The sequence below is a fragment of the Pseudomonas congelans genome (assembly GCF_900103225.1).
Taxonomy (GTDB): Bacteria; Pseudomonadota; Gammaproteobacteria; order Pseudomonadales; family Pseudomonadaceae; genus Aquipseudomonas; species Aquipseudomonas congelans.
In genome coordinates this window covers 1022017-1036970 of the sequence record NZ_FNJH01000001.1, presented here as the reverse complement: position 1 = coordinate 1036970, position 14954 = coordinate 1022017, and the positions used below count along the sequence as shown (strand labels likewise).

At 62.7% G+C, this 14954-nt stretch carries 1 protein-coding gene (running past one end of the window); it reads right to left on the bottom strand.

The window, feature by feature from the left end; translation table 11 throughout:
• Window positions 1-14954: the 5' portion of a non-ribosomal peptide synthetase gene (locus BLR20_RS04220; RefSeq protein WP_054994101.1), read on the bottom strand. The gene continues 1081 nt to the left of window position 1, outside the view; only the first 14954 of its 16035 coding nucleotides appear in the window; its start codon is at window positions 14952-14954; its stop codon lies off the left edge, out of view.

Below are 14954 nucleotides of genomic sequence, written 5' to 3'. Positions count from 1 at the left end.
AGCACGTTCCTGACCACCTCGATGCTGCCCCCTGAGGTGAGCGGCGCGAAGCACTCGTAGACCGCAAGGTCGAAGTTCAGTGAGGTGGAGAACAGGGTTTTTTCCAGTGCAGAGCCGTCGAATGCCGTATGCGCCCAACTGAGGAAGTTCACTGTGTTGCGGTGCTCGATCATCACGCCTTTCGGCAAGCCGGTGGAGCCCGAGGTGTAGATCAGGTACGCCAGATGCGCGCAAGTAAGCCCGGGCACCTGTGGATTCTGGATGGATTCGTCCTGCCAGTTGCCCAGGTCAAGGTTGATGACCGGCACCGAAACGTTGGCCAGTAACGCTTCAGTTGCCGACTGCGCCAGCACGGCAGCCGGTGCGCTGTCCTGCAACATGTAAGCAATACGTTCCGCTGGATAAGCCGGGTCCAGCGGCACGTAACCGCCACCCGCCTTGAGGATTGCCAGCAAGCCGACGACCATTTCCGCGCCGCGTTCTACACAGATCCCGACCCTGGAATCCGGCTGCACACCCTGCTTGCGCAAGGCATGCGCCAGACGGTTAGCCTGCTCGTTAAGCTCGCGATAGGTCAGGCGCTGTTCGCCGTGGACGACGGCAAGCGCCTGCGGCGTGCGCTCGACCTGCGTTTCGAACAAGCCATGAATGGTCTGCTGCTGCGGGTAATCCATCTCGGTGGCGTTGAACTGCACCAGCAACTGCTCACGCTCGGCAACAGGCAGGATCGGCAGGCTTTCGAGCGCAGCGTCCGGTGACTGCTCCAGCGCAGTAAGCAGATTGTCCAGCGCGCTCTGCATATACCCGCAGACTCGTCCGGCACCGACCTTGCCGGTCACCAGCACTGACAATCTGAAACCGTCGCCCTGATCATCGACGTTCAAGGTCAACGGGTAGTTGGTGCGTTCCTCGCCATTCTGTACGTCGATACCGCGCCAGGCCTCGATCGACTCGTTGGAGGGTTCTGCCACACTGCTGTGGCGGTAGTTGAGCAGCGCGCTGAACAACGGCAACGGTGCCGCCACGCCGCTGCAACGCTGCGCCAGCACCAACGGCGCGTGTTCATGGCCGAGCAATGCGGTGAGTCGGGCATGGGTCGCGCGTACGCCGGCCCGTGCACCCTGCCCGGCCAGATCGACGCGCAGCGGCAAGGTATTGATGAACATGCCCAACGCCCGCTCGGCACCTTCGCCACTCTGCATGCGGCCCATCAACACGGTGCCGAATACCACGGTGTGCCTGCCCGATACCTGACTCAGTACCTGAGCCCACGCCAGGTGCATCAGACTCGCGGCGCCTACCCCCAACTGCCGAGCCTGGGCGCGCAAGCGCCTGTTCAACTGCCGGTCCAGTGTCAGGCTGCTTTCTTCAACGTCGCGGCCATCTCCTTGCACATCCAGCAGGCCGAACGGCAGCGTCGGTTCGTTAATGTCAGCAAGCAATTCGCGGAAAAACGCTTCATGGGCCTCGCGGCTTACACCCAGGCGAGCCTGAGCCACATAGTTGCGATACGGAATGGCGACTTCGAGTTGGTCAGTCTGTCCCAGCAGGTGCGCCTGCATGTCGTGGAGCACAATCTCCATCGCTGTATGGTCGAGGACCATGTGATGGAACAGCAGGATCGCCGCACAACGCTGGTTGTGCCGGTCTTCGGCGAAGATCAGCCGCATAAGGGGTGCCTGGCCCATGTCCAGCCGCGAATGGCGAGGGTCGAAGCGCTGTTGCAGCTGCGCCATGATCGGCCCCTCGAACGGGTCGAGTTCGACCTGTTCCGGCAACAGCCGAGCCTGACGACAGACCACCTGCACCGGTGTTTCCAGGCCTTGCCAAAGCACGGCAGTGCGCAGGATGTCGTGGCGATCAATCACGCTTTGCAAGGCATCGACAAAGGCGTTCAGACGCGTGCGGTCAGTAGTCTCGAATACTGTTTGCAGGACGTACGGGTCGCCTTGTTCGGCAGCCAGGTGGTGGTAGAGAATCCCCTCCTGCAGTGGCGCCAGCGGGTAGATATCCTGAACATTCGCCACGCCGCCGGGCACATTGGCAACAATGAGGTCGATAGCGGCCTGATCGAGATCGGCCAGCGGCAGCAGCTCCGGCGTGATGCGCGTGCAGTCCTCCGGGATGGCATTTTCCGGAACTGTTATTTCATTTACGCCCCCAACGGAAGCAGCCAGCGCGGCCAGCGTCGGCTGTGTGAACAGGGTGCGAATATCGGCATCAAGCCCCTGACGGCGCATTTGCGCGATCAGGTTGACGGCCAGCAGCGAGTGCCCGCCCAGCTCGAAGAAGTGGTCATGACGCCCCACCTGCTCGACATGCAGCAATGAACTCCAGATCTCGGCCACGGCCGTTTCCACTGGCCCCTGGGGTGCCTCGTAGTCCCGATCCGGAAGCGCCTCGCGATCCGGCATGGGCAGGGCCTTGCGGTCAACCTTGCCATTGGCCGTCAGCGGCCAGGCGTCCAGACGCACGAAGGCGCTGGGCACCATGTAGCCCGGCAGCACCGCCAGCAAGGCAGTACGCAATTCGGACACCGGCGTAGACAGCGAAACGTCGCGCTCGATGAAATACGCCGCCAGCCTTGGCTGGCCCGGTTCGTCCTCTCGGGCCAGCACCAGCGCTTCTTCGATACCCGGCAACCGGCTTAGCTGCGCTTCGATCTCGCCCAGTTCGATGCGCGCGCCGCGAATCTTCACCTGATCATCGTTACGCCCAAGGTAGTCGAGAGTGCCGTCGGCGTTCCAGCGTGCCAGGTCGCCGGTGCGGTACATCCGCGCGTCGGCGTGGAACGGATCACGCAGAAAGCGCTCGGCGGTCATCTCCGTCCGATTCAGGTAACCCCGCGCCACGCCTTCTCCGGCGACGTACAGCTCGCCTGCCACGCCCAATGGCACCAGTTGCTGATGCTCGTCGAGCAAGTACACGCGGGTATTGGCAATCGGTGTGCCGATGTCGAGACTACCGTCGGGCAACAAACGCCCCGACGTGGCGACCACCGTGGCCTCGGTCGGGCCATAGTTGTTGATGACGGCGAAGCCCGGATCGCGCTGGAACTGGCGCAGACGGTCGCCACCGATCAACAGCGTGCGCAAGGTGGGGTGAGTCAGGCCGCGGCTGAAGGCGTATTCGGCGACCGGCGTCGGCAGGAAAGCCACCTGCAGCGGCTGGGCGATCCACCAGTCGAGCAGCGCATCGATTTGCTCATTGCTCACGTCCGCAGGCGGCAGGTGCAGGGTCGCCCCGGCACACAGCGCCGGCCAGACTTCCCAGGCCATGGCGTCGAAGCCGAAGCCAGCGACGCTGGCGGTATGGCTGCCAGCCTGCAGATCGAAGGTCTGACAATGCCAGTCGATCAGGTTACCGAGGGTGCGGTGCTCGACCATCACGCCCTTTGGCTGGCCCGTGGAGCCGGAGGTGTAGATCACGTACGCCAGATGCGTGGGGTTGAGCCCTGCCACCTGCGGGTTGTCCAGGCGTTGCGGCCATTCGGGGCGGTCGAAGGCGATGACCGGCACAGCCGTTTCCGGCACACGGCTCATCAGGGCCTGCTGGGTCAGCAGCACTTTGGGTGCGCTGTCGGTCAGCAGATAGGCAATGCGCTCGTCAGGGTGCGACGGATCGACCGGGACGTAGCCTGCACCAGCCTTGAGGACAGCGAGCATGGCCACCAGCGTGTCCAGCCCGCGACAGGCCATGACCGCCACGCGATCATCGACACCTACGCCGAGACTGATCAGGTGATGGGCCAGGGCGTTGGCACGATGGTTCATCTCGCCATAGTGCAGACAATGCTCACCCACCTGTGCTGCGACACTTTCAGGTGCGCTGACTGCCCGGGCTTCGATCATGGCGTGCACGGTCTGCTCGTCATTAACCTGCGCCAGCACCGTCGTATTGAGCGTTTCCAGCAGGTAACGGCGTTCCTCTTCGCCGACCAGCGTGATGCGATCGAGATGCGTCTGCTCATCAGTCGCCAGGGTTTCGAGGATTTGCAGGAAATAGCCGAGATACCGTTGCGCTGTGGTTTCGTCGAACAGCGCTGTGGCGTAGTCCAGCGTACCGACCAGCGTCTCGCCCTGCTCGCTCAGGTTCAGCGAAAGGTCGAATTTGGACACCTGATTGATCTGCTCGACCGGCTCCACTCGCAGGTCGCCAAGCGAATCGTTGGCGTGTTGGCCCGGCATCCAGTTCAGCGTGTTCTGGAACAAAGGCGGATGGGCCAGGCTGCGTGTCGGGCGAACGACTTCTACAACCTGCTCGAACGGCAGGTCCTGATGTTCCTGTGTTTCCAGCACGCGGGCCTTGACCCGGGCCAGCAGCGCCTCGCCGCTCGGATTGCCCGAGGTATCGATGCGCACCGCCAGGGTGTTGACGAACAGGCCGATCAGGTCTTCCAGCTCGGTACGGCCTCGCCCTGCCACCGGGCTGCCAACCACCACTTCGGCCTGACCCGAAAGACGCGTGAGTGTCGTTGCCCAGGCGGCCATCAGCGCCATGTACAGCGTGACGCCCTGACGTTGTGCCAGTTGGCGCAAATCTGCCGCCAGGCGTGGGTTCAGTTGCACTGCAAGGCTGGCACCGGCGAAGTCCTGCTGCGCCGGACGTGGCCGGTCAGTCGGCAGCGTGAGCAGCGTCGGCGCGCCCTCCAGCGCCTGATGCCAGTAGGCCGCCTGATGTTGCAGGCGTTCACCGGAGAGCCAGCGACGTTGCCATACCGCGTAATCGGCGTACTGGAGCGCCAGAGGTGGCAGTGGATCGGGCTGTCCCTGGCAGAACGCCGGGTACAGCGCCAGCAGTTCCTGGCTCAGCACGCCCATCGACCAGCCATCGGCGACGATATGGTGCACAGTCATCAGCAGCACATGACGGTCGTCGGCCACTTGCAGCAAATGAGCGCGAATCAGCGGTCCCTCAGCCAGATCGAACGGTGCGACCGCCTCGGTCCGAATGCACTCTTCCAGGCGATGGGGCGCATGACGAATGTCTTCGACAGACAACCCGACGTCTGCGCAGGAGGGCATGAACAGCACGTGCGCAGCGCCTTCGCGGGTGACGAATCGGCTGCGCAGGGTTTCATGGCGTTCGACGATACGCGCCAGGGCTCGCGTCAGGGCGGTGACGTCGAGCGCACCCCCGAGGCTCAGCGCCATCGGGATGTTATAGGCTTCGTTACCGCCGTCCATCTGTGCCAGGAACCACAACCTTTGCTGGGCGAAGGACAATGGCATCGGCTGATCACGCTTCACCGGCAGGATCGCTGTCAGTTCACTGCGGGCCACGCCATTCAGCGCTGCGGCCACCGCTGCCAGTTCACCGAGCGCAAACAGCTCGCCCAGCGGCAATTCCACGCCCAACTGCTGGCGCACTTGAGACACCATGCGCATGGCCAGCAGGGAATGCCCGCCCAGATCGAAGAAGTTATCGTTGCGGCCAACCCGCTCGACCTGCAGCACTTCAGCCCAGATCCCGGCCAGCGCCGCTTCGACCTCGCCTTGCGGTGCTTCGTAACCACGACTGATCAACGATTGCGCATCAGGCACTGGCAGGGCCTTGCGATCAAGCTTGCCGTTGGCGGTCAGCGGCAGCGCATCGAGCTGCACGTAGGCTGCCGGCACCATGTAGTCCGGCAATGTGCCTTGCAGGTGGCTGCGCAGGTACTCAATGTCGAGCACGGTTTCGGGCTGCTGCGCCGTAAAATAGGCCACCAGACGCTTGTCTCCGGGCACATCCTGACGGCACAGCACCACGGCTTCGCGGACCTCGGTGTGCTCGGCCAGGCGTGCTTCGATCTCACCCAGTTCAACGCGGAAACCACGGATTTTCACCTGATCGTCATTGCGACCCAGATAGTCCAGATTACCGTCGGCACGCCAGCGAACCAGATCGCCGGTGCGGTACAAGCGCGCTTCAGGGTCGCTGTCGAACGGGTCTGCGACGAATTTCTCAAGGGTCAGTTCGTCACGATTCAAATAGCCCCTGGCGACACCCTGCCCGCCGATATACAGCTCGCCGGGCAAGCCCAACGGCACCGGCTGGCCTTGGCTATCGAGCACATACAGGCGGCTGTTGCCCACCGGTTTGCCGATAGGAACCGAGCCATTGCCGGCTGAAGTAATCTCGTAGGTCGCGGAAAAGGTTGTGGCTTCGGTCGGGCCATAGCCGTTGAGCAGATGTTGCGGAGGACTGTTGGCCAACACCCGGCCTATGACGGCAGGGTCCAGCACATCGCCGCCGACAATCAGGTAGCGCAGGCGCGAAAAGGCTTCGCCCAGCCCCGAAGCATATTGATGGAACAACCCGGCGGTCATCCACAAGACAGTCACCGCCTGTTCCAGCAGCAGTTGCTGGAAATTCATCGGCGACAGCAAGTCGCTCTGCCCGATCACCACCACGCAACCGCCATTGAGCAACGGCGCCCAGACATCCAGCGTGCTGGCATCAAATGCCGGGTTGGAAGCGAACGCTACGCGATCCTGAGCATTGAAGTCGGCATAACCGTTGTTGATCACCAGCCGGCTGATGGCCCGATGCGGCACCAATACACCTTTCGGAATGCCCGTCGAGCCAGAGGTGTACATGATGTAGGCGACGCTTTCGCTGGACTGCGGCAATGCCAGATCAGTGTCTTTCAGACCGTCCAGATCCAGCACGTCGAGATCGACACGCTGGGCAGTGGTTGTCAGTGATACGTGGCTATGGGTCAGCAGGACATGCGCCTGGCTGTCCTCGATCATGAACGCCTGACGTTCGACCGGTGCGTTGATGTCCAGCGGAACGTACACTGCCGCGCATTTGAGCACTGCCAGCTGACTGGCGAGCAAGTCATGGCTGCGCTCCAGCAGAATAGCCACGCTGTCGCCCGGCTGTACGCCAAGGCCCAGCAGATGCCGCGCCAGGCGATTGGCCCGGGCGTTGAGTTCGGCGTAACTCACGGCAACGCCGTCGTGAATCGCCGCGCAAGCTTCGGGGCAGGCCCTTACCCGGGCCTCGAACAGGCTGTGTACGGTCTGTTGCCGCGGGTAATCCCGCGCGGTGTCATTGAACGCTACCAGCAGTTGTCGTTGTTCGGTTTCCGGCACCACCGGCAGGTTGCAAACTGCTGAATCCGGTGCGGATTCAAGGGCCTCCACCAGATGGCTCAAGACGGTCTGCATATAAGCGCAGATCCGCTGGCCATCGAAGCCGGCGGCCACCTGCACGCTCAACAGGAAGCCGTCGCCTTGATCGTCCACCGACAGGCTCAAGGGGTAGTTGGTCCGTTCGCGTACGCCGAGCACCTGGGCACCCGCCCAACGATCGCCACCGCTGGCTTCACGTGCCGGGCTGTGGCGATAGTTGAGCAGCGCGCTGAACAGCGGCGACGCTGCGGACACCGCGCTGCAACGTTGAGCCAGCACCAAAGGCGCATGTTCGTGGCCGAGCAATGCGGTCAAACGGGCATGGGTGCGACGTACCGCCTGACGCACGGTGCAGGCACCGACATCGACCCGCAGCGGCAAGGTATTGATGAACATCCCCAGCGCGCGGTCGGCACCCATGCCGCTTTGCATACGCCCCAGCAACACGGTGCCGAAGACCACGTCTTCGCGTCCGCTGGCGCTGCCCAGCACTCGCGCCCAGGCCAGGTGGTGCAGGCTTGCTGCACTCACTCCCAGTTGCCGCGCCTGAGTGCGCAGACGCTGACACAGATCAGGCGCAAGCGCGTGGCGAACCTCCTTGATGCCCTGCCCGTCACCCTGCACCTCAAACAGCCCGAACGGCAGGGTCGGTTCATCGACATCACCGAGCATCTCGCGGAAGAATGCTTCGTGTTGCTCGCCACTCACGCCCAGACGGGCCTGGCCCACGTAATTCCGGTAAGGCATCGCTGCCGGCAGTTGCGCCGCCGTGCCTTGCAAGTGGGCGAGCATTTCTGCGCTCATCACGTCCAGCGCGGTGTGGTCGAGGGCAATATGGTGGAACAGCAGGATCGCCACCCAGCGCTGGTTCTCCGAGTCCTCGGCAAAGGCCAGGTGAATCAGCGGGGCCCGACTGAGGTCGAGACGGCACACGCGCGGATCAAAACGGCTTTGCAACTGAGCGACGATATCGCCGCCGTCCGGGGCCAGGGTGATCTGCTCCATCGACAGTTCCACCCGGCGCAAAGCCACTTGCAGCGGCTGTTCCAGGCCTTCCCAGACCAACGCTGTGCGCAGGATGTCATGGCGATCGATCATCGCCTGCAAGCCTTCGGCAAAGCGTCGTACGTGTGCCGGATCGCGCAGGGCGCAGGTCGCTTGCAGCAGATACGGGTCGCCCTGTTCGGCCGCGATATGGTGATAAAGAATGCCTTCCTGCAACGGCGCCAGCGGGTAGATGTCCTGCACGTTCGCCGCGCCACCGGGTACGCCGGCGACAATGCGCTCGATACTCGCCTGGTCCAGCGTGGTGAGCGTCAGCATGTCCGGGGTGATGTGCTTGCAGCCCTCGGGGATGCCGTTGGCCGGAACCTCGATCTCGATGCCGCCGCCCACCGCCGCCGCCAGTGCGGCAAGGGTGGGCTGGCCGAACAGGACGCGGACATCGGCGCTCAGGCCAACCTGCCGCATGCGCTCGATCAGCTTCACCGCCAGCAGCGAATGACCGCCCAGCTCGAAGAAATGGTCCTGGCGACCGACCCGTTCCACACTCAGCACTTCGCACCAGAGCGCCGCCAGCGTGGTTTCGGTGTCGCCGCGCGGGGCCTGATAGTCGCGGCTGACGAAGGCATCGGTCGATGGTTGCGGCAACGCACGACGATCAAGCTTGCCATTGGGCGACACCGGCATTTTTTCCAGGTGCACGTAGGCTGCCGGGACCATGTAGTCCGGCAGCAGTGCCTGTAAATGCACGCGTATCTGATCAGCCTCGGGCACAACCTGGCCGGCCTGCACGCTGAAATAAGCCACCAGGCGCTTTTCACCGGGAACGTCTTCGCGGGCCAGCACTGCTGTATCGCGCAGCCCCGGATACTGACCGAGGCGTGCCTCGATTTCCCCCAGTTCGATACGAAAGCCACGAATCTTGATCTGATCGTCGTTACGGCCCAGGTAGACGATCCTGCCATCCGCCTGCCAGCAGCCCAGGTCGCCGGTCTTGTACAGACGCGTGTGTGGGTTGCCGACATCGCTGGCGGCAAACGGATCAGCGATAAAGCGTTCGGCGGTCAGGTCATCGCGGTTCAGGTAACCACGGGCGACGGATGCGCCGCCGATGTACAGTTCACCGGCGATACCCACCGGCACCGGGCGCATGTGTTCGTCAAGCAGGTAGATGCGGGTGTTGGCCACCGGCTGGCCGATGCTCGGCAAGGTTGGCCAGAACTGTGGGTCGCCGTCGAGGGTCAGCGCCGTAACCACATGGGATTCGGTCGGGCCATAGTGGTTGTGCAGGCGGGCGTCGCTCAGACGGGCAAAGAACTGCCGCATCCGTTCGGTAATTCGCAGTTGTTCGCCAGCAGTGATCACGTCCTGCAACAGGCACTCAGGCTGTTCGGTCTCGGCCGCCATGGCCTCGGCCAACGCTTGCAGGGCAATGCACGGCATATACAAGCGCTCGATGCGCTGTGCGCAGAGATGCTTGAACAGGCGACGGAAATCCAGACGAATATCGCTGTGGATCAGTGACAGTTCGCCGCCTGCGCACAAGGTGCTGAAGATTTCCTGAAAGGCCACATCAAAACCCAGCGCCGCGAACTGCAAGGTGCGTTGCTTTGGGCGACGCTGCTCGACAGTCTGGGTGATCTGCCAATGCAGCAGGTTGACCAGCGGCGCATGGGGCATGGCCACGCCTTTGGGCTGGCCGGTAGAGCCCGAGGTGTAGATCAGGTACGCCAGGTGCCGGGCACTTAGCCCGGCGAGTTGCGGATTGGTTGCCGGCTCACCGTCGATACCGCTCTCGGCGCGGGCGTCAGCTTCCAGCAGGACGATCGGCATGGAAGCCTGCGCAAAGCGCTCGCGCAAGCCGCGCTGGGTCAACAGCATTTTCGGCGCGCTGTCCTCTAGCATGAAGGCCAGGCGTTCGGCAGGATAGGAAGGGTCAAGCGGCACATAGCCGGCACCGGCCTTGAGAATACCCACCAGGCCGGCGATCATTTCCAGACTGCGCTCCACGCAGATCGCCACACGGTCATCAGCGCCGACGCCTGCAGCGATCAACCGGTGGGCAATCTGGTTGGCCCACTGATTGAGCTCGGCGTAGCTCAGCTGCTGGCCTTCGTAGGTGACCGCCACCGAATCCGGCTGCGCAGCCGCCTGGGCCTCGAACAGTTGGTGCAGCAAAAGGTCTTGCGGGTAGGCGCTATCGAACGCGTTGAAGTCTTCCAGCAATTGGCGACGCTCGTGCGGGGGCAACCAGTCGAGGCTATGCAAGGGCGCATCGGGCCGGCTGTCCAGCGCGTCGGCCAGTTGCTCCAGCACGCTATGCATGTAACCGCAGATGCGCCGGGCATCGATTCCGGCCACCGCCTGAACGGTCAGGCCGAAGGATTCGCCGAGGTCGTCCACCGATATCGACAACGGGTAGTTGGTGCGCTCCTCACCGCCGAGTACCTCGACACCGCCCCAGAGTCTGGTCTGCCCCGTCTCTTGAGGTGTCCGGGCACCGACCGCGACATGGCGGTAGTTCATCAGTGCACTGAATAACGGTGTCGGTGCCGCCACGTCACTGCATCCCTGAGCCAGTGACAGCGGTGCATGCTCATGACTGACCAACGCCGCCAACCGTGCGTGGGTGGTTCGCACTGCAGCCTGAATGCCCTGCTCTCCGGCAGCGACGCGCAATGGCAAGGTATTGATAAACATGCCCAAGGCCCGCTCGGCGCCTTGACCACTGAGCAAGCGGCCCATCAGCACAGTACCGAAGACCACGTCCTGACGACCCGACAGGCGCCCGACCACCTGTGCCCACGCCAGGTGATGCAGGCTGGCATTACTGACGCCCAATCGCCGGGCATGGGCGCGCAGACGTCCGGCCAGCTCCGGTTCGACCGGCAGCAGGGCTTCATCGACTCCGCCACCGTCGCCTTGCAAGTCTTGCAGGCCGAACGGCAGGGTCGGCTCGTTAACATCTGCGAGCATGTCGCGGAAAAACGCTTCGTGCTCCTCGCGGCTCACGCTCAGTCGCGCCTGCGCCACATGATTTCGGTACGGCACCGACGCGGGCAGATGTTCGCCGCGCCCTTGTCTGAAAGCCTCGATCTCTGCGCCGAGCAAAGCCAGCGAGGTGGCGTCGTCGATCAGGTGATGGAACAGCAACACCGCGACCCAGCTCTGGTCGACGGGATCTTCGGCGTAGTGCAGGCGCATCATCGGAGCCTGATGCAGATCCATACGTATCCGCCGTGGATCGAACCGGGCCTGCAACTGGGTCGCGACATCACCCTGGTCCGGGTGCGGTAAAAACGCCTCGACCCGCAGCCGTGCCTCACGCCAGACCACCTGCACCGGCTCGTCGAGTTCTTCCCAGGCCACCGCCGTGCGCAGAATGTCGTGGCGATCGATGACCTGCTGCAAGGCTTCCGTGAAATCCAGCAACTGTTCGAAGCTATTGACCCGCAACAGGCCCCGCAACAGGTACGGATCACCCTCCTCACTCGTCAGATGGTGATAGAGGATGCCTTCCTGCAAAGGCACCAGCCCATAGATATCCTGCACATTGCTTACACCGCCCGGCACGGTGGCGACCACACGGTCGATCTGAGCCTGGGTGAGTCGGGCCAGAGGCAGCATGTCCGGGGTAATGTGCCGACAATCGGCGGAAATCCTGTTGGCGGGTGCTCCAACGTCTGTGGCCTTGCCGCTGGCGGCCGCCAGGGAGGCCAGGGTCGGCTGGCCGAACAGCACGCGGACGTCGGCATTCAGACCGACCTCGCGCATGCGTTCGATCAGTTTCACCGCCAACATCGAATGTCCGCCCAGTTCGAAGAACTGGTCATGACGGCCTACCTGCTCGACGCCCAGTAACTCGGTCCACAACCCGGCCAGCCGGGTTTCCGCCAGGCCTTGCGGTGCCTCGTACTGACGCCGGGCATAGGCCTCGGCAGCAGGCAGCGGCAATGCCTTGCGGTCGAGCTTGCCGTTGGCGGTCAGCGGGAAACGTTCCAGGCTGACAAAAGCGCCTGGCAGCATGTGCTCGGCCAGCGACAGACGCAGCTGTTCACGCAAGTAGGTGGCGTCCAGTTCCTGCCCCGCCGTGCCGATGACATAGGCCACCAGACGCTTGTCGCCCGGTTCGTCTTCACGCACCACGACCACAGCGTCACGCACGCCTTCGCAGGCGCTCAATTGGGCCTCGATCTCGCCCAGCTCGATACGGAAACCGCGAATTTTTACCTGTTCATCATTACGGCCCAGGTATTCCAGGCTGCCGTCCGGCAACCAGCGACCCAGATCGCCGGAGCGGTACATTCGCGCGCCGGGCGCCGAGGCAAATGGATCGTCGAGAAAGCGCGTCGCGTTCAATTCATCGCGATTGAGGTAGCCTCGGGCCACGCCTGCCCCGCCAACGTACAACTCGCCCACTGCACCCGGTGGCAGCGGATGGCCGTAGGCATCGAGAAGGTACAGCTGCAGGTCGGGAATGCGTTTGCCGATCGGGCTGGCACCAAGGCGCTGGGCGTCTTCGGGCTGCAACGGGTAATAGGTCACGTGCACGGTGGTTTCGGTGATGCCGTACATGTTTACCAGTTGTGTGTCGGCATTCACGTTGCGTGCATACCACGGCTTGAGCATCGCCGTTTCCAGCGCTTCACCGCCAAAGATCACCTGACGCAGCGAATGTGCCTGCTCATGCTCGCCCTGGGTCGCAATCAGTTGGCGGAACGCACTTGGCGTCTGGTTGAGCACCGTCACCCCGGCGCTGCATACCAGGTTGTAGAAGTCTTCGGGCGAACGGCTGACCAGTTGCGGGACGATCAACAGACGGCCGCCGTGCAGCAACGCGCCCCAGATTTCCCAGACCGAGAAGTCGAAGGCGAACGAATGGAACAACGCCCAGACATCCTGTTCATTGAAGCCGAACCAGTCTGCGGTGGCGGAAAACAGCCGTGCAACGTTGCGATGCTCGACCATCACGCCTTTGGGCAGACCTGTGGAGCCGGAGGTGTAGATCACATATGCCAGGTTCGCGGCCGTCAGCCCCGGCACCTGCGGATTGCAGGCGGATTCGTCCTGCAGATCGGTATCGTCGAGACTGATCACCGGCACTTCCGACACTGGCAGGGCTTGCCGCACTGACTGCTGGCTCAACAACGCCACCGGTGCGCTGTCGCCAAGGGTGTAGGCCAGACGTTCAAGGGGATACGCGGGATCCAGCGGCACGTAACCGGCGCCGGATTTGAGAATACCCAGCAGGCCGATAATCATTGTCGGGCCACGTTCGACGCAGATCGCCACCCGATCATCCGGACGAACGCCGTGGGCCAGCAGGCGGTGGGCGACCTGGTTGGCGCGGGCGTTGAGTTCGCCGTAGCTCAGGGTCTGCTCTTCGAACACCAGCGCGACGGCGTCCGGTCGCTCTGCGGCGCGGTCTTCGAACTGCTGGTGGATCGTCAGGTTCTCGGTGGAATGTGGCTGAGCGGCATTCCATGCCTGCATCTGGAGGTGGTCGCTCTTGCTGATCAGCGAGAACTCATGCACCGGCCGTTGTTCGTTCGCCAGGCCCTGCGCCATGACATGCTGCAAGCGCTCGGCAAGGGGTGCGATCTCGTCATGCTGAAAAAACGCCTCGTTGTAGATGAAGTGCAGCCACGATTCAGAGTCGCACGTGTTGGTGCGCAGGTGGATGGCCAGCGGTGTCTGTTCGTGATTATTCGAACCCTTCACGACGCGGGCAGTTGCCTGGCCGAAGCGCAGCAGGTGGTTTTGCCGCTCGTAGGAGAATGTCAGGTCGAACAATTGCGTACGCTCGGTACGGCGTAACTCCAGCAGCCGGTTGAGGTCGCTGACCGGAAACCGCTGGTTGCGGTAATCCTGCTTGACCGCCCGACCGATGCCCTGGACCAATTCGGCGAACGGCAGGTCGTGACTGAATTTCAACCGCACCGAACTGAGTTGGGTAAAAAGGCCGAGGGTCTTTTTGTAGCTGGCATTGGAGCGGTTGAGAATCGGCAAGCCTATGACCAGTTCATCACGCTGGTAGGTACGGGTGAAATACACGTACAGCACGGCCAGAAAAACGTGGAAAGATGAGGCGTTCAGGCGCAGGGCCAGGTCTTCCATCTGCTGATCCAGCTCACGTGCCAGACCGTAACGGAGGTGGCCGCTACGGCTCGGTAGCTGATTCTGATCCTCGGCCTGGCGCGGGCGTGGTACCAGCAAGGGCTCGGGGATGTCGCGGTACTTGTCCAGCCAGTAGGCCTGATCGAGGGTAAAACGTCGCGACCCGCGATACTGACAGTCGTCCTCGATGAAATCGATATAGGACGGCGCAGCCAGATCGGGCGTGTGCTGATCGCACAATGCATTGTAAATATCACTGAGGGACTTGGAGACCCCGTCGATGCTCCAGCCGTCGAGCGCAATGTGATGGGCATAAAACACAAAATAAAAGCGCTGTGCTTCCAGCTTGAGAAAATGCATTCGGAACAGGGGCCCCCCCTCCAGCTTGAACGCTTGTTCAAGCTGAGCCTGGACCCAGTGTTCGGCGGCCTGATGCGGGTCGTCCTGCCCTTGCAAGTCCAGCGGTGTCACGGGCATAGGCATGCTCGTGGCAAAGCTTTGCAGCGGCACGCCCTCCTCGTCACGTTGATCGAGCAGGACCATGCGCAGCGCATCGTGCTTCTCGATCAACAGGCCCATGGCTTGCATGAACAAATCGGAGTCGAGGGGGCCATTGATCTCCATATAGCCGCCGATGTTGTATAACGGCGAGTCGCCCTGGGTCATCTGATCCAGCCAGATATTGCGTTGCGCAGCGGTCAGGGCAAATGCCAT